The organism is Halorubrum sp. SD612 (genome assembly GCF_002135005.1).
Genome location: NZ_NEWI01000037.1, coordinates 1 through 24,113, shown reverse-complemented (window position 1 = coordinate 24,113; position 24,113 = coordinate 1). Strand labels below are relative to the sequence as shown.

At 73.1% G+C, this 24,113-nt stretch carries 21 protein-coding genes, 1 tRNA gene and 1 pseudogene; 13 read left to right on the top strand and 10 right to left on the bottom strand.

From position 1 onward, the window contains the following. The 3 genes and pseudogenes from B9G38_RS18515 to B9G38_RS06260 all read left to right on the top strand — a co-directional run. Positions 1–492: pseudogene (locus tag B9G38_RS18515) on the top strand (hypothetical protein); the annotation flags it as partial. Beyond that, on the top strand, positions 489–1,364 hold the full coding sequence (locus tag B9G38_RS06265) for an ABC transporter ATP-binding protein (protein ID WP_394334910.1): 876 nt from the start codon (positions 489–491) through the stop codon (positions 1,362–1,364). The pseudogene B9G38_RS18515 and the gene B9G38_RS06265, both read left to right, overlap by 4 nt. 13 nt (positions 1,365–1,377) lie before the next feature. Then, the gene (locus B9G38_RS06260; RefSeq protein ID WP_086217015.1) at positions 1,378–2,550 is read left to right on the top strand and encodes an ABC transporter permease; all 1,173 of its coding nucleotides are present in this window, start codon (positions 1,378–1,380) and stop codon (positions 2,548–2,550) included. A gap of 61 nt (positions 2,551–2,611) precedes the next feature. Here B9G38_RS06260 and B9G38_RS06255 read toward each other — a convergent pair whose 3' ends face one another. Then, positions 2,612–3,112 carry an HPP family protein gene (locus B9G38_RS06255; RefSeq protein ID WP_086217016.1) on the bottom strand — a complete coding sequence of 167 codons (501 nt, stop codon included), beginning with the start codon at positions 3,110–3,112 and terminating at the stop codon, positions 2,612–2,614. 145 nt (positions 3,113–3,257) lie between these two features. Between B9G38_RS06255 and B9G38_RS06250 the strand changes: the two genes are divergently transcribed. Then, entirely contained in the window at positions 3,258–3,752 is a 495-nt protein-coding gene (locus B9G38_RS06250) for a metal-dependent hydrolase (protein ID WP_086219837.1), read from the top strand. A gap of 69 nt (positions 3,753–3,821) precedes the next feature. Here the strand turns inward: B9G38_RS06250 and B9G38_RS06245 are convergent. Continuing rightward, positions 3,822–3,975: transfer RNA gene (locus B9G38_RS06245), tRNA-Met, on the bottom strand. Between the two features lie 338 nt (positions 3,976–4,313). Here B9G38_RS06245 and B9G38_RS06240 point away from each other — a divergent pair. After that, positions 4,314–5,669, top strand: a complete 1,356-nt coding sequence (locus tag B9G38_RS06240; RefSeq protein ID WP_086219836.1) for a hypothetical protein — start codon at positions 4,314–4,316, stop codon at positions 5,667–5,669. Between the two features lie 106 nt (positions 5,670–5,775). Beyond that, positions 5,776–7,011: a mechanosensitive ion channel family protein gene (locus tag B9G38_RS06235; protein ID WP_198943844.1), complete on the top strand. Its 1,236-nt coding sequence runs from the start codon at positions 5,776–5,778 to the stop codon at positions 7,009–7,011. Positions 7,012–7,070: 59 nt separating this feature from the next. On the opposite strand, the gene B9G38_RS06230 is transcribed toward B9G38_RS06235, so the two are convergent. The 3 genes from B9G38_RS06230 to mutS form a co-directional block, all read right to left on the bottom strand. Then, positions 7,071–7,589: a hypothetical protein gene (locus tag B9G38_RS06230; RefSeq protein WP_049930633.1), complete on the bottom strand. Its 519-nt coding sequence runs from the start codon at positions 7,587–7,589 to the stop codon at positions 7,071–7,073. 83 nt (positions 7,590–7,672) lie between these two features. Continuing rightward, positions 7,673–9,460, bottom strand: coding sequence for a DNA mismatch repair endonuclease MutL (mutL, locus tag B9G38_RS06225; RefSeq protein WP_086219835.1), 1,788 nt, complete (start codon positions 9,458–9,460; stop codon positions 7,673–7,675). Beyond that, positions 9,450–12,317, bottom strand: coding sequence for a DNA mismatch repair protein MutS (mutS, locus tag B9G38_RS06220; RefSeq protein ID WP_086219834.1), 2,868 nt, complete (start codon positions 12,315–12,317; stop codon positions 9,450–9,452). The genes mutL and mutS overlap by 11 nt, the downstream gene beginning before the upstream one ends. 180 nt (positions 12,318–12,497) lie before the next feature. Here mutS and B9G38_RS06215 point away from each other — a divergent pair, with 180 nt between their 5' ends. Continuing rightward, entirely contained in the window at positions 12,498–13,043 is a 546-nt protein-coding gene (locus B9G38_RS06215; protein ID WP_049930639.1) for a DnaJ domain-containing protein, read from the top strand. A 16-nt stretch (positions 13,044–13,059) separates the two neighbouring features. Here B9G38_RS06215 and B9G38_RS06210 read toward each other — a convergent pair whose 3' ends face one another. Next, entirely contained in the window at positions 13,060–13,740 is a 681-nt protein-coding gene (locus B9G38_RS06210; RefSeq protein WP_086219833.1) for a molybdenum cofactor guanylyltransferase, read from the bottom strand. 165 nt (positions 13,741–13,905) lie between these two features. Between B9G38_RS06210 and pdxS the strand changes: the two genes are divergently transcribed. The 3 genes from pdxS (at position 13,906) to B9G38_RS06195 (ending at position 17,598) form a co-directional block, all read left to right on the top strand. Beyond that, entirely contained in the window at positions 13,906–14,814 is a 909-nt protein-coding gene (pdxS, locus tag B9G38_RS06205; RefSeq protein ID WP_049930642.1) for a pyridoxal 5'-phosphate synthase lyase subunit PdxS, read from the top strand. A gap of 271 nt (positions 14,815–15,085) precedes the next feature. Continuing rightward, positions 15,086–16,411, top strand: a complete 1,326-nt coding sequence (locus B9G38_RS06200) for a 5'-deoxyadenosine deaminase (RefSeq protein ID WP_086219832.1) — start codon at positions 15,086–15,088, stop codon at positions 16,409–16,411. 128 nt (positions 16,412–16,539) lie between these two features. Continuing rightward, on the top strand, positions 16,540–17,598 hold the full coding sequence (locus tag B9G38_RS06195) for a DUF4382 domain-containing protein (protein WP_086219831.1): 1,059 nt from the start codon (positions 16,540–16,542) through the stop codon (positions 17,596–17,598). Here the strand turns inward: B9G38_RS06195 and B9G38_RS06190 are convergent, their stop codons facing one another. The 4 genes from B9G38_RS06190 to hemC all read right to left on the bottom strand — a co-directional run bounded on the left by B9G38_RS06190 (position 17,599) and on the right by hemC (position 21,035). Then, a complete protein-coding gene (locus B9G38_RS06190; RefSeq protein ID WP_086219830.1) occupies positions 17,599–18,000 on the bottom strand; it encodes a hypothetical protein in 402 nt (133 codons plus the stop codon). Positions 18,001–18,227: 227 nt separating this feature from the next. Further along, positions 18,228–19,004 carry a uroporphyrinogen-III synthase gene (locus B9G38_RS06185; protein WP_086219829.1) on the bottom strand — a complete coding sequence of 259 codons (777 nt, stop codon included), beginning with the start codon at positions 19,002–19,004 and terminating at the stop codon, positions 18,228–18,230. Beyond that, positions 19,001–19,888 carry a uroporphyrinogen-III C-methyltransferase gene (gene cobA, locus B9G38_RS06180; RefSeq protein WP_086219828.1) on the bottom strand — a complete coding sequence of 296 codons (888 nt, stop codon included), beginning with the start codon at positions 19,886–19,888 and terminating at the stop codon, positions 19,001–19,003. Before cobA ends, B9G38_RS06185 begins: the two co-directional genes overlap by 4 nt. Beyond that, complete coding sequence (gene hemC, locus B9G38_RS06175; RefSeq protein WP_086219827.1) at positions 19,881–21,035, bottom strand: hydroxymethylbilane synthase; 1,155 nt, start codon at positions 21,033–21,035, stop codon at positions 19,881–19,883. Before hemC ends, cobA begins: the two co-directional genes overlap by 8 nt. A gap of 163 nt (positions 21,036–21,198) precedes the next feature. Between hemC and B9G38_RS18190 the strand changes: the two genes are divergently transcribed. The 3 genes from B9G38_RS18190 to B9G38_RS06155 all read left to right on the top strand — a co-directional run. Continuing rightward, a complete protein-coding gene (locus B9G38_RS18190; protein ID WP_198945659.1) occupies positions 21,199–22,287 on the top strand; it encodes a beta-ribofuranosylaminobenzene 5'-phosphate synthase family protein in 1,089 nt (362 codons plus the stop codon). Positions 22,288–22,290: 3 nt separating this feature from the next. Then, a complete protein-coding gene (locus B9G38_RS06160) occupies positions 22,291–23,127 on the top strand; it encodes an HTR-like protein (protein ID WP_086219825.1) in 837 nt (278 codons plus the stop codon). Between the two features lie 167 nt (positions 23,128–23,294). Continuing rightward, positions 23,295–24,113 (top strand): hypothetical protein (locus B9G38_RS06155; RefSeq protein WP_086219824.1); only part of this gene is annotated, 819 nt, incomplete at its 3' end.

Below are 24,113 nucleotides of genomic sequence, written 5' to 3'. Positions count from 1 at the left end.
GACAGGGCGAGGCGTGCGAGCGCGGGGCCCGTCTGCACCGTCCCCCTGGTCCGCAGCCCGCCGGCGCCGAGTCAGCCTAGGGTGCCGCCGCCGCCGCGATCGTCGGTAGCCGCCGCCGGCGCGGCCACCGAGCACGTCCCCGTGTACCGCACGCCCCGCTCGGTGGACGTGACGCGGATCGGGTTCTCCTCGGCGACCGTGACGTTCGCCGCGGTCGTCACGGTCGCCGAGGAGATCCCGATCCGCGTCACGTACACCGAGCGGGGCGTGCGGTACACGGAGACGTTCTCGGTGGCCGCGCCGGAGCCGGCTACCGACGATCGCGACGGCGGCGGCACCCTCGGCCGACTCGGCGCCGGCGGGCTGGGGACCGTGGGGACGGTCGCGAGCGGCCTCGCGCTCGTCGGCCTCGCCGGGGCGGTCGGCGTCGCGGTTAGGACCGGACGAATCGGGGGACCGACCGGGCGACGACGTGACGGGTCGGCGCCGTGAGCCGGACCCGCACGACCGACGAGGCGGAGGATCTTGCGGCCGGTCGGGCGACGAACGGCGCTGCGGCCGACTGGGAGACGAGCGGCGACAGCAATCTCGCTGACGACGACTACGCCGTCGCGCTCCGCGGGGTCGTCAAGCGGTATCCGAGCGGGGGCGGCGAGCCGGTGGTCGCGCTCGACGACGTCGACTTCGCGGCCCGGCCCGGCGAGTTCGTCGCGGTAGTCGGGCCGAGCGGCTCCGGCAAGTCGACGCTGCTGAACGTCCTCGGGCTCCTTGACGACCCCACTTCTGGCCGACGGCTGCTCGGCGACACCGACGTGACGAGCCTCTCCGTCGCGGAGCGAACGCGGGCGCGCAAGGAGTCGATCGGGTTCGTGTTCCAGGACTTCCACCTGCTGCCGACGCTCACCGCTGTCGAGAACGTCGCGATGCCGACGGCGTTCGACCCCGGCGACGCGAGCGACCGGGCCGCGAACCTGCTCGCGCGGTTCGGGCTCGGCGACCGGCTCGACCACGAACCGAACGAGCTCTCCGGCGGGCAGAAACAGCGCGTCGCGATCGCCCGGTCGCTGATAAACGAGCCCGCGGTCCTGCTCGCGGACGAGCCGACGGGGAACCTCGACACCGACACCGGCGAGGCGATCCTCGCCGAGTTCGAGCGCGTCAAGGCCGAGGGGGTCGCCGTCATCGCCGTCACGCACGATCCGCTCGTCGAGGAGTACGCCGACCGCGTCGTCGACCTCACCGACGGCGTGCTGACCGGCGGCTTGCCCGGCGAGTCCGATCCGCACGCCGACGCGGACCGGCGCGGCGGCCGCGACGCCGGCCGGACCGCTCCGGGACCGCAGATGGGCGGTGACCGCGGATGAGCGGTGACCGCCGATGAGCGCCGACGACCGCGCACCGGGGGGCGCCGCCGGCTGGCTCCGCGGCTGGCGCCCCGCGGTGTCGATGGCGTCGCGGAACCTCCGACGAAACCGGGTCCGGACCGTGCTGGCGGTCCTCGGGGTCTGTATCGGGGTCCTCGCGGTCGCGGCGCTCGGCATCTTCGGGAACGTGCTGGCGCTGGGCGCGGACGACGCCATCGGCGATATCGGCACGCAGGTCGTCGTGTCGCCGAACACCGACGCCGGCGTGGAGTCGCTGTCCGACGCGGACATCGCCTCGATCCGCCGGGCGGTCGGCGAGCCCGCAGTGATCCCGCTGTACTCCGACAGCGCCACGGTCGCGCGGCAGGGCGACCAGACGTTCGCGACGGTGTACGGGGTCGAAGAGCCCGCGCTGGCGTACGAGGCAGCCGAGGGGCGACTCCCCGAGCGGCACCGACAGGGCGCGATCCTCGGCGCGGGGATCGCCGAGGACCTCGGCGCCGGCGCGGGCGACACCGTCGAGATCGCCGGCTCGCAGGTCCGCGTCATCGCGGTGTTGGTCGAGAGCCAGACGTTCAGCCCGGTCGCGCCCGACGACGCGGTGTACCTCCCCGAGTCGGCGTTCTCGGCCGACGGCTACGCGCAGGCGCTCGTCGTCTCCGACACCGGCGCCGAGGCGCGGGCGGCCGCGGACGCCATCCGCGAGGCGGTGAACGCCCGCGAGGACCGGGTGGAGCTGTTCGAGCTGGCCGCCCTCGTCGACGAGATCAACGAGTTCTTCGGCCTCCTCTCGACGTTCCTGCTCGGGCTCGGCGCGATCTCCCTCGTCGTCGCCGGGGTCTCGATCCTCAACGTGATGCTGATGAGTACCGTCGAGCGCCGGCAGGAGATCGGGGTGATGCGCGCGGTCGGCGTCGCCCGCCGCGACGTGTTGCGCGTCTTGCTCGCGGAGGCCGGGCTGATCGGCGCGGCCGGCGCCGCGGCCGGCACCCTGCTCACCGTCCTGCTCGTCGCGGGCCTGGTCCTCGCGACGCCCGCCGTCGACACGGCGCTCGTGCTCGACCGTACGAACGCCTACTACCTCCTCTTGGCGCTCGGCTTCGGCGTCGGCGTGGGGCTCGTTAGCGGCGCGTACCCCGCGTGGAAGGCGGCCAACGAGCGGCCCGTCGAGGCGCTTCGGAGCTGACGCGGTCGCCGACATCCACAGCCGAGCGTCCGCGGGACCCCTCGCGACGGTCCGACCGGATCTACTCCAGTCGGCGGTCGCGGAACGCGCGGATCACGTCCTGACGCGCGATGATCCCGATGATACGGCCGTCGTCGTCGACGACGGGCACGCGGTTGATGTCGGGGTCGTCGCCGACGAGCAGGTCCAGCACGTCGTCGACGCTCACGTCCGGCGTCACGGTCGCCACGTCCGCGCTCATCACCTCGGAGACGGGTCGGTCCGCGTTGCGGAGCATGTCGACGCCCAGATCGAGGTCGGCCCACGGGCGCTTCACCTGATACGAGAGGGTGTCCACGAACGGAGGGAGTCCGACGGGGATCCACAGCGTCTCGTCCTCCGGCTCGAACAGGTCGACGAGGTCGGACTCGGTGACGATCCCGACCACCCGCTCGTCCTCGTCGACGACCGGGAACCCGCTGAACTCGTACCGAGCGAACCGCTTGAACGCGTCGGCGACGTCGTCGTCCGGCGAGACCGTCTTCACGTCCGGCTCCATCAGGTCGCGGGCGGTCAGTGTCATACCGGAGCGTCACGGCGGGAGGCCGTAGGCGTTTCGCCCCGACAACGCGACGGGACCGCGAGCTCCGCGGACGCGTCCGGAGACGCGCCGTGGGGGGTCGCGTCTCGACGTAACGGACTTACGGACCCGGAACGCAGTCGTCAACATGTACCGGAAGGGACACGTCGGGGCCTCGCTCGTCGTCTACGCCCCGTTCGGGTTTCTCGTCACCGCCCTCCTCTCGATAGAGGCCGGCCTCGTCGGCGCCGCCGGCGTCGCCTCGACGGCGATGGTCCCCGACCTCGACATGCGAGTTCCCGTCGTCACGCATCGGGGGATCACGCACACCGTCTGGTTCGCGCTGTTCGTCGGAGTCGTCCTCGGGGGCGTCGGGCTGGCGGTCGGGCTTCAGCGCGGACTCGCCGAGGCGCTGCTGTTCGGCGCCGCCGCGTTCCTGTTCGGCGCCGTGACGATTGTCTCGCACATCCTCGCGGACGCGCTCACACCGACGGGCATCCGACCGTACGCGCCCGTGCGAGACACCGAGTATTCGCTCGACCTGTTCACCGCGGCGAATCCCTTCGCGAACTACGGACTGTTGGGACTGGGCGGCGTCGTCGTCGCGGTCGCGCTCGTCGCCGGCGAGGCGGTTCCGGTGTAGCACTCGATCCGGCGGCGACGGCGGACGGATCGGCGGGGCCGGCGCTCGCCGACCGGTCGGTCGTAGAAATGGCCGGGGTGGGCTCCGAACCCACGATCTCCGCATGTCCCAGGTCCGAGGCTCGGCGGAGCCACGGGAAGGACGCGGACGCTTCCAAGGCGTCACCGCACCGAATCTCCGAACCCTATGAGTGCGGCGCTATGTCCAGCTAAGCTACCCGGCCTCACCTTCTCGTACCGCGATGAGACCCTTTAACCTTCCCATCCGTCGGAGGGTTGTGAACCGATCGCAGATCGCCGCGGCCGGTCGCCTTCGGGAGGATCGCTTCGGGGGCTGTCACTTTCGGGAGGATCGCTTCGGGGGCTGTCGCTTTCGGGAGGATCGCTTCGGGGGCTGTCGCTTTCGGGAGGATCGCTTCGGGGGCTGTCGCTTTCGGGGGCGATCGCTCCCGCCTCGGGCCGGCGGCGCGGGCGGCGCGTCGGGAGCGCGGTGAACGCGGTGACTGGGCTCGATCGACCCCGAGCCAGCGGATTTATGCCGGGCGCGGCGTATCCCGGGCGTATGAGCCTTCCCGAACTGCTCGCGGGGACCGTCGGCGACGAGGACGTCGTCGCCGAGGTGCCGCTGGGCGGCGACGATCGACTCGCGGTCACGCCCACCCGGACCCTCGTCTACCGCGGCGACGGACTCCTGTCCGACGAGTCCGTCGACGAGTACGGCCACGACGTCGAGCGAATCGAGGTCTCGACGGGACGCCGCAAGGCGAAGGTCACCCTCGGGTACGGCCTCGACGGCGACGAGACGCTCTCGGTACCGACCAAGCGCGTCGACGATGTCCTCCACCCGATCCTCGCGGGCGTCCTCTCCGCGAGCGGCGTCACCGGGCCCGGCGAGACGGTCGTGCGCACCTTCCGCTTCTCGGAGCTCACCCTGATCGTCACCAGCGAGCGACTGGTCAAACACGTCGGCTCGGCGGTCTGGGACCCCGAGTTCGAGGAGTTCGGCTACGACGACCTCACCGGGCTCGACTTCGAGGAGGGGACCGTCGCCACCGCGGTCGTCCTCGTCCACGACGGCCGCTCGGAGCGGTTCAAGGCCCCGAACGAGTCCGCCCGGGCGGTCCGGGAGACGCTCGCCGACGCGGTGTGCTCGTTCCACGGCGTCGACAGCTTAGAGGAGTTCCGCGTCGCCGCCGCCGAGGCCGAGGAGGCGGCGTCCGACGCCGAACAGACCGGCACGACCGACTTCGGCGAGGGGCCGGACCCGCTGTCGGCTTCCCCGGCCGCCGACGCCGAGGCGGACGCCGACGCGGCGCCCGGCGCCGAGGCGGAGCCAGACTCCGGCGGGCTCGGAACGGAACCGAAGGGCGCGGGCGGACGCGACTCCGCCGGGGGGTCGGAGTCGCTCGCCGGGGGCGACGGGCCCGGAGCGACGACCGAGAGCGCGGAGTCGGCGTCGGTCGGATCGCCGGAACCGAGCGGCGGCAGCGACCCGCTCGACGACCCGCTCGCCGCGGACGCCGCCGTCGACGACGCGGCCGAGGACCCTCTCGCGGGAGACGAGGCCGGGGCGGAGTCGACGGGCCCCCTAGCGGGAGACGAGACCGGGGCGGAGTCGACGGACTCCCCCGCCGGCGACGCGCCCGAAGCCCCGGCGGAAGGCGCCGAGCGAGGGGCCGGAGGCGAGCCCGCGGCGGTCGGCGAGGAAGCGGTCGCGGCGGACGGCGAGACCGACGGCGTCGTCCCGGACGACGACGCGTTCGACGGCTCGCCGTTCGAGAGCGCCGGCGTCGAGGACGCGGACCTCGCGAGCGAGGTCGCCGCGCTGCGGCGCACGGTTGAGGCGCAGTCCGAGCGCCTGGACCGGCAGTCGACGCTCATCGAACAGCTGATCGAAGAGCTCCGACGCGGCCGGTGACCGGGAGCAGGGCAGTCGCGGGCTCCTTCCCCGCAGCGGTCGTGCCGATTCTCTCCGCTGAGACTCGCGTCGGATCCGTTAACCGAGCGGCGGCGAACGTCAGACCGTGATAGGCGGACTGGGAACGCGGATCGGCGCGGTGTTGAGCGACGTATCGAGCACGGAGGGGCGGCTGGCGGTCACCGCGGCCATCGCCCTTGCGACGCTCGGCGTCGGCTGGCTGCTGCTGCCGCGGGCGGTCCGCGCCGGCGAGCAGACCGTCACCGACTGGGTCGGGCGGCTCCTCGACGAGCGGCTGTCGGAGTCGACGGAGGGCGCGGTGGAGACGCTGCGGGAGGGGATCCCCGCGTCGTTCCTCCTGCGGCTCGCGGTCGGACTCCTACAGCTCGCGCTGTTCGCGCTCGCGGGCGTCGCCGTGCTGACGCTGTGGGGCCGGTTCGCACTCGTGGTCGCGGTGCTGCCGCTCGTGGAGAACGCCGCCCGGGTCGGCGGACAGGTGATCGCCTCGGCGCTGCTGCTCGGCGGTGCGTACGTCGTCAGCGACGTGGTGGAGACGTACGTCGGCGAGCTGTCGGCGGACAGCGACCGGATCACCGCCCACCAGGAACAGCTGCTCACCCGGCTCGCACAGGTCGGCCTGCTCGTGCTCGCGCTGATAACCGTCCTCGGCATCTGGGGCGTGAACCTCGGCGGCCTCCTCGTCGGGGCTGGGTTCCTCGGGATCGTCCTCGGGATGGCGGCCCGGCAGACGCTGGGCTCGCTCATCGCCGGCTTCGTGTTGATGTTCGCCCGCCCCTTCGAGATCGGCGACTGGGTGGCGATCGGCGACGAGGAGGGGTTCGTCACCGACATCACGATCATGAACACCCACATGCGCAACTTCGACGGGGAGTACGTCGTGGTGCCAAACGACCTCGTCGCCAACCAGGCGATCACCAACCGGAGCCGGGAGGGGCGCCTCCGGATCCACATGGAGGTCGGGATCGGCTACGACGACGACCCGGACGAGGCCAGCGAGATCGCCGAGGATGTCTTAGAGAACATCGGCGTCATCGCGAACAACCCCCAGCCGTACGCGATCCCGTCCGGATTCGGCGACTCGGCGATCCTGCTTGACCTCCGGTTCTGGATCGACCCGCCGACCCCGCAGGCGCGGTGGCGCTCGAAGGCGCTCGCCGTCGAGCGGATCCAAGAGCGGTTCGCGGACGCCGGCATCTCGATCCCCTACCCGCAGCGGACCGTCTCGTACCCGCCGGAGAAGGCGGCGGCTGACGACACGGTCGAACGCGTCGAACAGACCGACGAAAACGGCGACGGGCGGTCGCGAGACCGACCGGCCTGACGCGCCGCGGCGGCGCTCCCGCTACCCGTCTGGCCCCTTCTGCTACCCGCCGGACCCCCCTACCGGTCGGACGGACCGGTGTAGCCGCTCGGCAGCTCCGACCCGCGGCCGGTGAACAGCCGCTCGAACCGCTCGATCTTGTCCAAGACGTAACTGAGCGCCGCGGTCAGCGAGTCCGCGCCGATCGAGAGCAGGTGGCGCGCCCCCTTCGTGCGGTCGGCGTGGTAGAAGCTGACCTCGCCCTCGGGGTCGGTGTTCCGCTCCGGCATCACCACGAGGTCCTGTCTCGTGGGGCCGTGACGGAAGACGAGCACGTCCGTGAGCGAGTCCGCGCCGTAGGTGACCACGTCGTGGAGGACGCTCCACTTCGGCGGCGTCTCCTCGGCGAGCGCGTCCGCGTCGACGACGTTCCGCATCGTCGTCGCCGCCGAGACGCTCTCCAAGCTCGACGCGCGTCGCTTCCGAAGCCACGCGAGCAGTCGCTCGACGAGGTCGCGGAAGCCGTCCGGCCCCGAGAACCGGCCGGCCGACCGCTCCGCGGGCAGCGACCCCCGCGTCACTTCGGTCCGCTCTCCCATGCGAGTATCCCCGGTCCCATCGCGTTAATAGATATCGGTCGGTACTGTCGACCGCCTCGCCGCGGGGCGACCGGCCTCGCGGCTCAGCGGTCCCGACCGAACCCGGCCGCGACCGTCTCCTCGTCGACCGAGAGGACGGTCGGCCGGCCGTGCGGACAGGCGTACGGGCGGTCGCACTCGCCGAGACGGTCGAGCAGCCCCCGGAGGTCGTCGCGAGCGAGGTCCGAGAACTCGCCGCGCTTCAGCGACGGGTGACACGCCAGGTCCGCGAGCAGGTCGTCGCGGGCGTCTCGCGCCGTCCCCGGGTCCGCCCCGACGAGCGCGGCGAGCGCGTCGCGGAAGGCGTCGGCGTCGGCGGTCCGGCCGAACGGCGCCGGGACAGTCCGGAGGCGAAGCGTGCCGCCGCCGAACGCCTCGGTCTCGAAGCCGAGCGCGGCGAGGTCGTCCGCGTGCGCCCTCGCGGCCGCCGCCTCGTCGGTCGACAGCGAGACGGTCGCGGGCGGGTCGAGCGGGGCCGTCGGCACCGGCTCGCCGTCGAACGCGCGGGCCAGCCGCTCGTAGTTCACCCGCTCGTGGGCCGCGTGGCCGTCGATCACGAGGAGCTCGTCGCCGGCCTCGACGAGGACGTACAGGTCGCGGAAGGTGCCTATCGGCACGGCGTCGGCGAACGCGCCGGGCCGCGAGCCGTCGTCCGCGCCGACCGGATCGAGGGCGCCGTCGAGGTCGGTGGCGACGTCCGCGGCCCGCCGGAGGTCCGCGCCGGTGAGCGCGTCCTCGACGACCGACGCGACCGCGTCGGCGACCGCGTCGGCGTCGCGGAGCCCCACCTCCCGCTTCGCCGGGTGGACGTTCGGGTCGACCCGAGCGGGCGGCAGCGACACGTCGACCGCGGCCACCGGCTCGCGGCCGTCGGGGAGGAGCCGCCCGTAGCCGTCGCGGACCGCGGCCGCGAGCCGGTCGTTCCGGACCGGGCGGCCGTTCACCGAGACGCGGACGTGATCGCGGGAGGACCGGGTGATCGACGGGTACGCCAGCGTGGCCGAGACCTCGACGCCGACGGCGTCCGCGTCACCCTCACCGCCGGGCGGCGCGTCGACGCTCGCGGCCACCGTCGTCGACCGGCTCGCGGTGTCGCGGTCGTACACGCCGAGCAGCGCGTCCGTGCGGTCGGTCCCCGGCGTCGACAGCGTCGTCGACCCGTCGTGGTCGAGCGTGAACGCCACCGACGGGTTCGCCAGCGCGTAGTCGGCGACGAGCGAGGAGATCCGCGCGAACTCCGCGTTCGCCCCCGCGAGTGACTCCCGACGCGCCGGCCGGGTCGCGAACAGGTCCTCGACGAGGACCGTCGTCCCGCGGGCGCGGCCCGCGGGTTCGACGCTGACACCGTCGGTCGAGTCGGACGCGCTCGACCGGTTCCCCCGGTCGGCGGTCCCGTCGACGACGACGCGGGTGCCGACCTCGTCGCCGGAACTCGTGACGACCTCCAGCCGGGCGGCCTCGGCGATCGCCGCGAGCGCCTCGCCGCGGAACCCCAGCGACGGGACGCCCACCGGGTCGCCGTCGGGCGCCAGCTTGCTCGTCGCGTGGCGCTCGACGGCCCGGGCCGCGTCCGCGCGGGCCATGCCCCGACCGTCGTCCGCGACGCGGATCCGGTCGGTGCCGTCGCCGTCGACCGCGACGCCGATCCGCGAGGCGCCCGCGTCGAGCGCGTTGTCAACGAGTTCGCCGACGACGCGGGCGGGTCGAGTGACGACCTCGCCGGCCGCGATCCGGTCGACGGTCGCCGGGTCAAGCCGACGGACGCGACTCTCGCTCTTGGACCGATCACCGGTACCCGACCGGCCGCGCTCGCCGTCTCGCTCACCCGTCATCGTCGACTCGCGACTGGAGGTCGTGGAGGGCGTTCAGCGCCTCGATCGGCGTCATCCGCGCCAGATCGAGGTCGCGAAGCTCCGCGGCGAGGCCGGGGGGCGCGCCGGCGGCAGGCCTGTCGTCGTCGCCGCCCGTCGGCTCCGCCCGCTCGCTTTCGGGCGGGGTGTCCGCCTCGGACCCGGATCGGCTGCCGTCCTCCGACGCCTCCTCCGCGAGGAACTCGCGCAGCGACGCGTCGCCGTCCCGGTCGCCCTCTGCCTCGCCCTCGCCCGACCGGTCCGCCGGGTCGACCGCGTCCTCGCGTCCGGCTCCGCTCGGCGCCCGCCACCGGTCCGCCTCCTCTGCGGCGACGAGGTCGCGGGCGCGGTCGACGACCGCCCCCGGGACCCCGGCGAGCTCCGCCACCTCGACGCCGTACGACGACGACGAGGCGCCCGGCACGACCCGGTGGAGGAAGGTAACGTCGCCGTCTTCCCGGGTGGCGGTGAAGTGGAGGTTGAAGACGCGCTCTCGCTCGTCGGCGAGGTCGGTGAGCCCGTGGTAGTGCGTCGCGAAGAGCGCGGTCGCGCCCAGCTCGTCGTGGAGGAACTCGGCGGCCGCGCGGGCGATGGCGCGCCCGTCGGTCGTGGCCGTGCCCCGGCCGACCTCGTCGAGGAGGACGAGCGAGTCGGGGCCGGCGTCGTGGAGGATCTCCGTCAGCTCGCTCATCTCTCGCATGAACGTCGACTGGCCGCCCGCGATGTCGTCGGAGGCCCCGACGCGGGTGAACACCCGGTCGAAGACGGGGAGCGTGGCGGCCTGCGCTGGAACGAACGACCCCGTCTGCGCGAGCACGACGGCGAGCGCGACCGACCGCATGTACGTCGATTTCCCGCTCATGTTCGGCCCGGTGATCACGGCGACGGAGCCGCGCGGGAGGTCCGCGTCGTTCGGGACGAACGCGTCCTCGGCCCGCTCGACGACCGGGTGTCTGCCGCCCTCGATCTCGACGCCCGCGGTGGCCGCCCCGTCCGCGTCGGGGGACTCGTCGACGCCCTCCCGCAGTTCGGGCCGGACGTAGTCGTGTTCGACCGCGACCGCGGCGAGCGACGCCAGCGCGTCGAGTTCGGCGAGCGCGTCGGCGAGGGCCTGGATCCGCTCGGTCTCGGCCGCGACGCGCTCGCGGACGTCGACGAACAGCTCGTACTCCAGCGCGTCCGCGCGCTCTGCGGCCCCGACGATCTCCTCTTCGCGCTCCTTCAGCTCCGGCGTGACGTAGCGCTCGCTGTTCTTCAGCGTCTGCCGACGCCGGTAGTCGTCGGGGACGCGGTCGAGGTTCGCGTCCGTCACCTCGATGTAGTAGCCGTGGACCTGGTTGTGGCCGACGGACAGCGAGTCGATCCCGGTGCGTTCGCGCTCGCTCGCCTCCAGATCCGCGACCCACTCGCGGCCCTCGCGCTCGGTGGCGCGCAGGTCGTCGAGGTCGCCGTCGAACCCCTCGCGGATCACCCCGCCCTCGGTGATCTCCTGTGGCGGATCGGTCGCGATCGCGTCGTCGATCAGCCCGCGGACCCCGGCCAGCTCGTCGAGCCGGTCACCGAGGTCGCGGAGGTGCTCGGTTCGGGGGAGGGCGGGGTCGTCGGTGGTGGGGCGTTCCTCTCCCTCCGCGCCCGCCAGCGTCGCCTTCAGGTCGGGGACGACGGCGAGCGTCCGGTGGAGCGAGCGCAGGTCGCGGGCGTCGGCCCGCCCCCGCGAGACGCGGCTCACCAGCCGTTCGAGGTCGTAGGCGGTCGCGAGCGCGTCGGCGACCCCCTCGCGAGCGAGGCTCCGGTCGGCGAGTTCGCCGACCGCGTCGTGGCGGCTCCGGATCGCGTCCGCGTCGACGAGCGGGCGCCGGAGCCAGCGCTCCAGACACCGTCGCCCGAGCGCGCAGTTCGTCTCGTCGAGCGCGTCGAACAGCGTGTCGCTCGCGCCGAGCCCGCGGTTCTCGAACAGCTCGAGGCTGCGCTGGGCGGCGGCGTCGAGCCGGAGTCGGTCGCGGGGGTCGTAGCGCCGGATTCTGGTGACGTACGACAGCGGGCCGTCGTCGCCCTGCGTGTACTCGGCGTACGCCAGCACCGCGCCGGCCGCCCGCAGCTCCGCGTCGGCGTCGAAGCGCCGCTCGGGCGCGGGGAGGTACGGCTCCAGCCGCTCGGTCGCCGTCCGGCGGTCGAAGGCGCCGGCGTCGTAGTCGTGCGTCGTCCACCCGCGCTCCGCGTCGCTCGGCTCGAAGGCCGGCGCGTCCGGCCCCGCGATGAGTTCGGCCGGGGCGATCCGGTCGAGTTCGCCCGCGACCGCGTCCGGACCGCCGGACGTGACGAGGCACTCGCCGGTCGAGACGTCGACCGCGGCGAGCCCGACGGTCGTCTCGGCGGAGTCGTCGTCTTCGGCCGCCACCGCCGCGACGTAGTTCGTCGTCCCCGACTCGAGGAGGTCGTCCTCGACGACGGTCCCGGGCGTGATCACCTCGGTGACGGCGCGGTCGACGAGCCCCGACGCCTGCTCAGCGTCCTCGACCTGGTCGCCGAGCGCGACGCGGTAGCCCGCGTCGAGTAGCGACTCGAGGTAGGGGGCCGCGTTGTCGATCGGGATCCCGGCCATCGGGTAGTCGCCGGTCGAGTCGGACCGCTCGGTCAGCGTCACCTCGCAGACGCGGGCCACGGTCTCGGCCGCCTCGCAGAACGCCTCGTAGAAGTCGCCGACCTGAAACAGGACGACGGCGTCCCCGTGGGCGGCACAGAGGTCGGCGTACTGCGAGAGCATCGGCGTGAGATCCTCGCGTGCGGCGGCGATCCCGGGCGGTAGCCCCGTCACCGTCTCCCTGTCCGCCGGTTCCATACGCCGTACCCGGGCGGCCGCGGTGATAAACGGTGCGGAGGCGAGGAGCGGCAAGCGAGTGGGGCCGCGAGGGAGCGAGCGGAGGCGGCGGGCGACGCGAACGCCGCCCCCGACGTGACCCCCGCCTCGCCGGACGGCCGCCGTCGGGACTCTTACGGTCCTCCGTCCCCCAGTACGGCCGTGACGAACCGAACGATCGTCGTGGTGCTCGCCGGGGCGTTCGTCGGCATGACGGCGCTGCTCGTGATCGCGGGGATCGTCCTCCACCCGATCGCGTTAGCGCTCGCGCTGCCGTTCGGCGCCGTCTCGTACTTCCTCTGGTACCACGCCAGCGGACGCCTCGACGACCAGGCCCGGCGGTCCGCCGAGCGGGCGGGACCGACTGAGCGCGAGCGCGCGAGACAGCGCGCCCGCGCCGAGGCCAACCGAGAGCGCGCGTACCGCGCCGCCGGGACCGACGGCGGTCGGAGCGCGCGCGGCCGACGGGCCGGCGCTCGCGGTCCCGGCGGAGCCGGGGGTGGGGACCCCAGTGACCGCGCGCCCGCGGCCGACCGGATGAGCGAACGGGAGGCGTACGAGACCCTCGGCCTCGACCGCACGGCCGACGGCGAGACGGTTCGCCGGCGGTACCGAGAGCGCGCGAAGCGGCTCCACCCGGACGGCGAGGACGGCGACGAGGAGGACTTCAAGCAGCTCAACGAGGCATACGAAGTGCTGAAGGAGTGACCGCCGGCCGAGCGCCTCACGCCGCGTCGAGCGCGGCGGCGACCGCCCGCTCCGCGTCGTCGCGGTCGGACCGCGTGTTGACGTTGGTGAACGTGCGGTCGGTCGTCAGCGAGCGGATCGCCGCGTCGTCGACGACGACCTCGTCCAGCCGGTCCACCAGCGCCAGCACCTTCCGGTCGCCGCGACCGAGCGCGCGGTCGCAGGCGACCGCGGCCGGCTCCGTCGCGTAGACCGCCTGCGTCGTCTGGTACCACCGCCCGTCGAGCCGTGGGACCGCGGCCTCCGCGCCCGCGACCGCCTCGCGGAGGTGGGCGAGGAAGCCCGGGTCGACGAACGGCATGTCGCAGGCGACGACGACGGCGTAGGGGTCGGTTGCCGCCCGGCAGGCGTTCCGGATCCCCGCCAGCGGGCCGCGGTCCGGCGCCTCGTCGAGCGCCCAGCGGACGGACAGCGGGACCGCGGCCAGCGCGTCGGCGATCGCCTCGCGCTGGCCCGGGCGGCAGCTGACGACGAGTTCGTCGACGACGGGGTCGCCGCCGCTCGCGCGGTCGGCGCCGGGCGGGACCGGGTCGTCGGTCCCCGCGAGCCGGTCCGCGACCCGACGGATCATGGGGGTCCCGGCGATCGGCGCCACCGCCTTGTCCGCGTCGCCGAAGCGCGTCGAGCGGCCGCCGGCGAGGATGGCTCCGGTCGTCACGCTCGCGGCGTAGACGGCAGGGAGACTTCGCGGTTGCGGTGGCGACGCGCGAGCGCGGAGCGCGGCCGCGACGGACCGCGCTTCCGATCGCGACTGAACGGCGCGCTCGCCCGTCCATCCGCCCGAAAGCGACCCGTTAAGTGGCCGGCGACCCAAGCTATATTCATGCCAGAGGCCACGGATCTGGAGGAGCTGAAGCGGGGGACCGAGCTGGTCAAGCGCGGCTTCGCGCAGATGCAGAAGGGCGGCGTGATCATGGACGTCGTCAACCGCGAGCAGGCCCGCATCGCGGAGGACGCCGGCGCGGTCGCCGTGATGGTCCTCGAACACGTCCCGGCCGACATCCGGAAGCGCGGCGGCGTCGCCCGGATGCCCGACCCCGAGCGCGTCCCCGAGATCATCGACGAGGTGTCGATCCCGGTGATGGGGAAATCGCGGATCGGCCACCGCAAGGAGGCGGAGATCCTGGAGGCGCTCGGGATCGACATGATCGACGAGTCCGAGGTGCTCACGCCCGCCGACGACGAGTACCACACCGACAAGCGCGACTTCACGTCCCCGTTCGTCTGCGGGGCCCGGAACCTGCCGGAGGCGCTCCGCCGCATCAACGAGGGCGCGGCGATGATCCGGACGAAGGGCGAGGCCGGCACGGGCGACGTGAACCAGGCCGTCAAACACCAGCGCACGATCAAAAACCAGATCCGGACGCTCACCGGCCTCAACCACGAGGAGCGCGAGAAGTGGGCCCGCGAACACGGCGCACCGCGCGATCTGGTCCACGAGACCGCCGAGGCCGAGCGGCTCCCGGTCGTCAACTTCGCCGCCGGCGGCATCGCGACGCCGGCCGACGCCGCGCTGATGATGTACCACGGCTGCGACGGCATCTTCGTCGGCTCCGGCGTCTTCGGCGCGGAGGACCCCGAGGCGATGGGCACCTCGATCGTCGAGGCCGTCAACAACTGGGACGACCCCGAGGAGCTCGCCCGGATCGCGAGCGGCAGCGGCAAGGGGATGAAGGGTCAGTCCAACGAAGACATGGCCGAAGAAGAGCAGCTCCAGGGCCGCGGCGTTTAAATACGCGGTCTCGGGCCGCGCGACGATCTATGATAACTGAGCCCGTGTGGCGGGCGTAGCGACGAGCGACCGTCAGACCGCGAACCCCGCTTGCGACCGTTCCGACGTTGATAGCGACACGCGGCGACCGCTCGACTGCGCCGAACGTCTCGTCGCTCCCGCCGCCGGACTCGCCGCCTCGGCGATCGCACGCTCGTCGGTTTCGAACTGATCGGGCCGGGGGTCGCGAACGGACAGCCTCTTCACGGTCGACCGTCAGGAACGGACGGACATGCTGATCGCCGGAACCGTCGTCGCCGACTCCGAGACCGTCATCCCCGAGGGCGCCGTCGTCGTCGAGGGGAACACGATCGCCGCGGTCGGCGAGGAGGCCGCGCTCCGCGACCGCTACCCCGACCACGAGCGCCGCGCGTTCGACCTCGTCGCGCCCGGCCTCGTCGGCGGCCACGTCCACTCCGTCCAGTCGCTGGGGCGGGGGATCGCGGACGACGCCGCCCTCCTCGACTGGCTGTTCGACGCGGTGTTGCCGATGGAGGCCGCGATGGACGCCGAGGCCACCCGCGCGGCCGCCGAACTCGGCTACTTGGAGTGTCTCGAGTCGGGCACGACGACCGTCGTCGACCACCTCTCGGTGAACCACGCGAACGAGGCGTTCGAAGCCGCGATCGAGACCGGGATCCGCGCGCGGCTCGGGAAGGTCCTGATGGACCGCGACTCGCCGGACGGCCTCTTGGAGGAGACCGACGCCGCGCTCGCGGAGAGCGAGGCGCTCATCCGGGAGTACCACGGGGCCGCAGGCGGGCGCGTCCGGTACGCGGTCACCCCGCGGTTCGCCGTCACCTGTACGGAGGCCTGCCTGCGCGGCTGCCGCGAGTTGGCTGACCGGTACGACGGCGTGACGATCCACACCCACGCCAGCGAGAACGAGGACGAGATCGAGACGGTCGAGGCCGACACCGGAAAGCGGAACATCCTCTGGCTCGACGAGGTCGGGCTGACTGGGCCGGACGTGACGCTCGCCCACTGCGTCCACACCGACGAGCGCGAGCGCGAGGTGCTCGCCGAGACCGACACGGTCGTCACCCACTGCCCCTCCTCGAACATGAAGCTCGCCTCGGGGATCGCCCCGGTTCAGGACTACCTCGACCGCGGGATGACGGTCGCGCTCGGCAACGACGGCCCGCCGTGTAACAACACGCTCGACCCCTTCACCGAGATGCGACAGGCGAGCCTCCTCGGCAAGGTCAACGCCCGCGATCCCACGAGGCTCCCCGCGTCGACCGTGCTGGAGATGGCGACCGAACACGGCGCCCGCGCCGCCGGCTTCGACCGCCTCGGCGCGCTGCGCGAGGGGCACCACGCCGACGTAATCGGGATCACGACCGACCTGACGCGCGCGACGCCGGTCCACGACCCCCTCTCGCACCTCGTGTACGCGGCCCACGGCGACGACGTGACCTTCACCATGGTCGACGGTGAGGTCCGGTACGCGAACGGCGAGCACGTCGGGGTCGACGCGGCGACGGTCCGCCAGCGCGCGACGCGACACGCGGAGCGTGTGGTCGAGCAGGCCGGCATCGACACGGCCAAACCGTAGGTCCGCCGGCGAGAGCGGGCCGCTCACCGTAAACCACCGCGATACCCGCTAAAATCGGCTTTATCGGCGTAAATCCGACCGGAGTATCTCTCGTTTATACCCGTCCGCGGCCCGTCCGTCGAATCACCATGACGGACCGATCGCGGACGGCAGACGACGACGGATCGCAGCCGACAGACGACGACCGACCGGCCGACGCGGCCACCGGCGGCCTCGGCCGACGCGAGTTCGTCGCCGTCGGCGCCGGCGCGAGCGCGACGCTCCTCGCCGGCTGTACCGGCGGCGAATCGCCCCCGTCGTCTGGCGGCTCGGACGGCTCCGACGGCTCGGACGGCTCGGAACCGCTAACCGGCACTTTCCGGCTCCTCATCAGCGACACCCCGGCCGACATCGACGACTTCGACCGGCTGGACGTGACCCTCGACCGAGCCCGCGTGTTCGAGGCTGGTGACGGCGAGGACGAGGACGACGAAGACGGAGATGAAAACGAGGACGACGCCGGCGAGAACGTCACCGACACCGACGGTGACGACGGGTCCCCCAACGGAACGCCGGACGACGAGGACGAGGGGGACGACGTGGCAGGAGACGAGAGCGGAGACGACAAGGAAGACACCGAAGGAGACGACGACGAGGAAGACGACGCGGATGAGGGCGAGGACCGCGGCTTCAGGGTCGTCGACCTCGACGGCGCGACGGTCGACCTCACGCAGGTGATCGACGAGGACGCGATCGCCGTCTTCGACGGCGAGCTCCCGGCCGGGGACTACGAGAAGATCGAACTGGCGGTCTCCGCTATCGAGGGGATCGTCGACGGCGGCGAGGTCGACGTGAAGCTCCCGAGCGAGAGGCTCCAGATCACGAACGGGTTCGAGGTCACCCCCGACGAGCCGGTCAGCTTCGTCTTCGATATCAACGTCGTCAAGCGCGGCAAGAACAACGGCTACATCCTCAAACCCGTGATCTCGGGCAGCGGGGTCGCGGGCCGCGACGTCGAGGTCAACGAGATCGACGAAGACGAGGACGGCGACGACGACGTCGAAGAGTCAGAGGCGGACGAAGACGGTGAAGAGGGCGGCGGCGAGGAGAGCGACGACGGGGAGACGACCGACGACTCCGATGACGGCGACGCCACCGGTGGTAACGAGACGGACGACGCGGAGAACGGGACCGAGACCGGAAGCTAACTACGAGGAGGTCCCGACCGACGATGCGGTCGCGGACGGGCTCCTCGCCCACTGTATCGCGGCGTCGTCGTCGTTGAACGCCTCGGTGTCGACGCCCTCGACGTCGATGGTCCGCTTGAGGTACCGCCGCTTCGAGCGCTGCCCGACGACGGCGAAGCGGTCGACGCCGCGGGCGACCGCTATCTGCGCCGACTCGCGGAGCGCGCGCCGGCCGGCATCCGAACACGGCCTGCTCGTCCGCACGACGATCACGATCGCGTCGACATCGTCGGGGTCGGTCGCGCTCCGCCAGCGGTCGAGCAGCGCCTCGCCGTCTGCGGGGCTCAGCCCAGTCCCGTGTGGGAACTCGACGACGAGGATATCGTCCTCGACCCGCAGCAGCCAGCGCTCGCTCGGTTCCATGGCACCCGATACCACGTTCCCGATAATAAATCCGCGCTCCCGAATATCACGAGTGGTATTTTTGCGGCCGAATCGGGACGCGACCGCGTCGTTACCCGCGAGCGAGCCGAAGCGACGAGAAACCCCGACGCCGCCTCGCGTTTTCGCTCCGGATATTCGGCGGCCGCGACGGCCGCCTCGACGCGGCCGCGCCGCTGTCGTTCCGCTTCAGTCACGCGACCGCGGGGTCAGCGCGGACCGTCGCCGGACGCGGCGGTCGACGCTTTGCCGGCCGCGTCGACGACCGCGGCCGCGAGCGACTCGAACGACGCCGCGTCGGGAACGACGTCGACGTCGACGCCGCGGTCGGCCGCGGTCTCGGCCGTCGGCGGGCCGATGGCGCCGACGACCGCGTCCCCCAGTCCGGCGCGCGCCGCCTCCTCGACCCCGCGGTCGGCGGCCGCCGCGAGGAAGTGGTCGACCGTGAGCGAGGAGGTGAACGCCGCCGCGTCGAGGTCGCCCGCGGCGGCCAGCTCCGCGGAGTCGCCCGCGGCGGCCGGCCGCGCGAGCCGATACAGGACGGTCTCGGTCACCTCGGCGCCGGCCTCGCGGAGCCCGTCGAGGAGGACGTCGCTGCCGTGATCGGAGCGGGCGACCGTCACGCGCTCGCCCGCGACGCGCGGTTCGAGCGCCGCGACGAGGCCCGCGGAGGTGTACTCTTCCGGGACGACGGCGACCGTCCACCCCGCGTCGCGGGCGGCCGCGGCGGTCGTCGGGCCGATGGCCGCGAGGTCGGCGTCCCCCGGCTCCCAGCCCGCCTCGGCGGCAAGTTCGACGCCGGTCTTGCTCGTGAACACGACGAGCGGCGCGTCGGCTGGGACGGCGCCCGTCGGCTCGACTTCGAGCATCGGGTCGGCGACCGGCTCCGCGCCGAGCGACCGGAGCAGCTCGACGGCCGCCTCGATCCGCTCGTCGTCCGGCCGGAAGACGGCCACGCGCGGGCGACCACCCCCGTCTTCGCTCACGTCTCGTCACCTCCGACCGACCCGTCGTCGTCTCCCTCCGTCGCCGGCCGGACCGGTGCGGGGCCGGCGTTCTCGAGGAAGGTCACGACGCGGTCGCGGGTCGCGGCAACGTCGCCGATCACGGTGATCGCGGGCGGCTCGATCCCCGCCTCGTCGCGGGCGTCGACGATCGTATCGAGCGTGCCGGTCGCGACGCGCATGTCGGGCCACGTCGCGCGCTCGACGAGCGCGACGGGCGTGTCGCCGTCGAGGCCGGCGTCGCGGAGCTCGGCCGTGTACGCCGGCAGCTTCCCGACGCCCATCAGCACGACGATGGTGCCGGCGGTCGCCGCCAGCGCCTCCCAGTCGACGGCGGACTCGTCTTTCGTCGGGTCCTCGTGGCCCGTGACGAAGGAGACGGAGGAGGCGTGGTCGCGGTGGGTCACGGGGATCCCGGCCACGGAGGGCCCCGCGATGGCCGAGGTGACGCCGGGGACGACCTCGAAGGGAATCCCGACCTCGGCGAGGTGTTCGGCCTCCTCGCCGCCGCGGCCGAAGACGAACGGGTCGCCGCCCTTCAGTCGGACGACGCGGTTCCCCTCGCGGGCCAGCTCGACCATGCGCCGGTTGGTGTACTCCTGCGGCGTCCACTCGCCGCCGGCGCGTTTCCCCACGTCCTCGCGCTTCGCCTCGGGGATCTCGCCGAGGATCTCCGGGCCCGGGAGCTTGTCGTGAAGGACCACGTCGGCCGACTCGATCAGTCGCTTCGCTTTCACCGTGAGCAGGTCCGGGTCGCCCGGGCCGGACCCGACGAGGAAGACGGTGCCGACGCCGTCGTCGCGCCGACGCGTCGGGGGTTCGTCCGCGTTCGCTCCGGAGCCCGCGCCGGCGCCGTCGTCACTCATCGGCGTCGGCCTCCTCGCGGGCCTCGGCTATCAGCTCGTCCCCCCCGCGGTCCGCGAGGTCGGCGGCAAACTCGGCGGCGGCCGTCGCGTGTGACCGGATCGGGAGGTCGCGGGTGTCGGCCACCTCCTCGGTGCCGTCGGTCGACAGCACCCGCGCTCTGACGTGGACGTGCTCGCCCTGAACCATCGCGGAGACGCCGATCGGCGCGACGCAGCCCCCGTTGAGCTCGCCGAGGATCGTCCGCTCGACGGTGACCGCGACGCGGGTCCGCGGGTGGTCGACCGCCTTACGGACCGCCTTGATCACGTCGGGGTCGCTCGCGGTGACGGCGATGGCCCCCTGCCCCGCCGCAGGGACGTACTCCTCTCGCGGGAGCCGTGTCGTCTCCACCTCGTAGAAGAGGTTCGAGCGGCGTAGGCCGGCCTCCGCGAGGACGACGGCGTCGTACTCGGTCTCGACCTTCCGCTCCATCGCGTCGCGTTCGAGGTCGGACAGCGAGTCGAACCACTCCTCGACGGTCTCGTCGAACTCCTCGTCGACCTCGTCGCCGTCGGTATCCTCGTCGTCCGTGTCGTCAGCGTTCTCGTCGCCGCCCTCGTCGGCCTCCGCCGTCAGGGCATTCTCCTCGCCCGACGCGATCAGGCGCTGCTCGTGTTCGGCCTGGAGGCCGGGCGCGAGCAGCTTCTCCAGCCGCGTGTCGACGTTGCCCCGGATCGGCTCGACGGTGAGGTCGGGGCGGGCCGCCTGGATCTGCGCCCCGCGGCGGAGCGAGCCGGTGCCGACGACGGCGCCCGCGGGGAGGTCCTCGATCCCGAGTCCCTCCGGCTGGACGACCACGTCGCCGGAGGGCGCCCGCTCGGGGACGCCGGCGACGACGAGCTCCGCCATCTCCTCGGTGGGGAGGTCCTTCAGCGAGTGGACCGCGAGGTCGGCGTCGCCGGCGAGCACCTCCTCGTCGAGGGCGCGCACGAACGCGCCTGTCTTCCCGAGGCGGTGGATCAGTTCGTCGGGGATCTGGTCGCCGCGCGTCTCCACCTGCCGGAGTTCGACGTCGCGGCGCCGGCTCGACAGCGCTTCGCGGACGGTCTCGGCCTGCCGGAGGGCCAGGTCCGACCCGCGGGTCGCGAGCCTGAGCGTTTCGGTCATACCCGGACCGAGGTCCCCCGCGTTCAAAAGCGCACCAGTTCGGCCGCCTCGGCGACCGAGACGGCTCGGTCCCCGTTCGCGCGGCGCGGCTCAGGCGGACACCGAGGCAACTCCCGCCACCGTCACGGGCCCTTTATTTGTCGCGCCCCAAGCCGAAGGCGAGATGGCACGCGTGAGCGCCGGGGCGCGGCTCCACTTCGGCTTCTGTAACCTCAGCCTCTCGCACGAGCGCCTGTACGGCGCGCTCGGCGTCGGGCTCGACAGCCCCCGCGTCGTCGTCGACGCGGAACCGGCCCCGGCGGTGCGCGTGGCGGTCGAGCAAGCGGCGGGGACGCCGTCGGAGTCGAGCGATTCGTCGCCGAGCGTGCGCGACGACGTCCGCGGCTACGCGACCGCGGCGGTCGATCTGCTCGGGGTCGACGGCGCCCGCGTTACGGTCCGCGAGTCGCTCCCCCGTCACGCCGGACTCGGCAGCGGGACGCAACTGGCGGCGGCGACGCTCGCGGCGGTCGCGGCCGCGTACGACCTGCCCGCCAGAGTGCGCGAGCGCGCCCCGGCGCTCGGCCGCGGCGGGCGCTCCGGCGTCGGCGTCGCGACGTTCGAGGACGGGGGGTTCGTCCTCGACGCCGGCCACCCCACCGCGCGCTTCACCACCGACCGCCCCGCGAACGGCGAGTGGACCGTGCCGCCGGTGGCCGCACGCCACGCCGTCCCGGACGACTGGCGCTTCCTGCTCGTCGCGCCCGAGGCGGCCGCCGGTCGGAACGGCGCGGCGGAGGACGACGCAATGCGGACCGCGGTCGAGCGCGCGGAGCCGGGACTCGCCGACCGCATCGCCGGCATCGTCACCCGGCGCGCCCTCCCCGCGGTCGCGTCGGGGAACGCGGAGGCGTTCGGCGCCGCTGTCGCCGAGATCGGCCGGCTTAACGGGGCGTGGTACGCCGACGAGCAGGGCGGGGTGTACCGGCCGCCCGTGGGGGAGGTCGTCGACTCCCTGTCGGGGGCCGCGTCGGTGTTCGGCGCCGGGCAGTCCTCGTGGGGGCCGACCGTCTACGGCGTCACCGACGCGGCGCACGCGGACGCGGCGGCCGAGGCCGGCGAGCGCGCGCTCGACGCCGCCGGCGTCGGCGGCGAGGTGTCGGTCGTCCGGGCCTCGAACGAGGGGGCGCGGACCGACGCCGGGAACGGGGCGGAACTGCTGTCGGTCGGCCCGGAGAGGGGTAACACTAAGCCGCGCGGCGACGGGGCGTAACCCATGTCCAGTGTTCCGTTCGGCGTCGCGCGCCTCGACTCGATCCTCGGGGGCGGCGCGCCGTCGGGCAGCGTCGTGCTGCTCGCGGGCGAGGCGGGCGCCGGCGCCCGGGAGTTCGCGTACACCAGCGCCGCGATGAACGCGCTGGCGGACGCCGACGAGGAGCTGTTCGACCTGTACTACGGCGACGTCGACGCCGACGCCTCGCTGCCCGAGTCGGTCCACTACCTCTCCTTCACCGCCGACACCGGGGCGATCACCCGGGAGATGGGGTACACGATGGCCGAGGAAATCGTCGACGCCGCGGTCGACGAGATCTCCTTCCGGGACCTCTCGCCGGAGTACTTCCAGCTGTCGCCGGTGCCGCGCGACTGGTACGAGACGGAGACGGCCTCGATCACCGAGCTCGGCGAGCGCGGCGAGTACGAGGACGTGCTCACCGCGTTCGGCGACTACCTCTCGGAACACGGGGAGGGGAGCCTCGTCTGTATCGACTCCGTCACCGACCTCGTCTCGATGGCCTCCGACGACACCGACTGGAGCGACGTCGCCATGGTGATGAAGGGGCTGAAGAAGGCGGCCTACGAGTGGGACGCCCTGGTCCTCGTGTTGGTGAACACCGACGCGCTCCGCGAGCGCGAGCTCGGCACCCTGATGGACGCCGCCGGCGGAACCCTCCAGTTCGCGTGGGAGAGCGGGGGCTCCCAGCGCGCCCGGACGATGTTCGTCCGCGAGTTCCGCGGCGTCCTCTCGCGGCTGGAAAGCGAGAACATCGTTCGGTTCGAAACGGAGATCCACGAGGGCGGGTTCGACATCAGCGACGTGCGCAAGATCCGGTAGCGGGCGCCCTCCGCCGCCGCGCCGAACGGCCGCCTCGACGCCGCCGCGCCGAACGGCCGCCTCGACGCCGCCGCGCCGAACGACCGCCGAGTATCGATCCGGAGAACGGCGCGACAGGTTACTTAAGCCTCGCCCCGCAACGGGCGGTAGATGACGGAGGATCCGCGATGAGCGACGTCGACCCGGCCGCGGCCGCGCTCGACGCCGCGGCCGAGGACGCCGGCGTGAGCCGCGAGGAGTTCCTCAAGCGCGCGCTCGTCGCGCTCGCGGAGTCCGAGGGGATCGACGTCCCCGACGCCGAGGAGGTGGCGGCGATCGAGGCCCGCCTCGACGACCTCGACGCGGAGCTGGACGAGAAGGTCGCGGACCTCCGCGAGCGCTTCGTCGACCTCTACCGGGAGGTGGAGTCGCTCGACCCCGCCGCCGGCGCCGCGCGGTCCGCGGCCTCAGAGGGCGAGGCGGAGGGCGCGGCCGCGACGCGGGTCGACGACCTCGCCGACGAGCTGGGGGAGGTCACCGCCCGGCTCGACCGCCTCGACGCGGCGGTCGCCGACGCGCCGTCCCCGGACCGAATCGACGACCTCGACGACCGACTGGACGCCCTCGACGCGCGGGTAGACGAGTTAGACGCCGTCCGCGATCGCCTGGACGCCTTCGGCGACCGGGTCGACGCAGTCGACGATCAGATCGGCGGCGTCGGCGACCGGCTCGACGCCGTCGAGGCGGACCTCGACGGGATCTCGACGGAGAAGCTCACCGAGATCGACGACAAGCTCTCGCGGGTCGCGAACGCGGTCGTCAGGGTCAAGCGGCGGCTCGACGCGGCCGAACGCGACCGCGCGGACCGCGAGCGCGTCGACGCGCTGACCCGGGCGGCGAACCGCCACGGCGTGCGGACCGCCGACTGCGAGCACTGCGGCGGCGGCGTCGAACTCGGACTGCTGTCGGCGCCGGAGTGCCCCCACTGCGGCCGCCGGTTCGAGGAC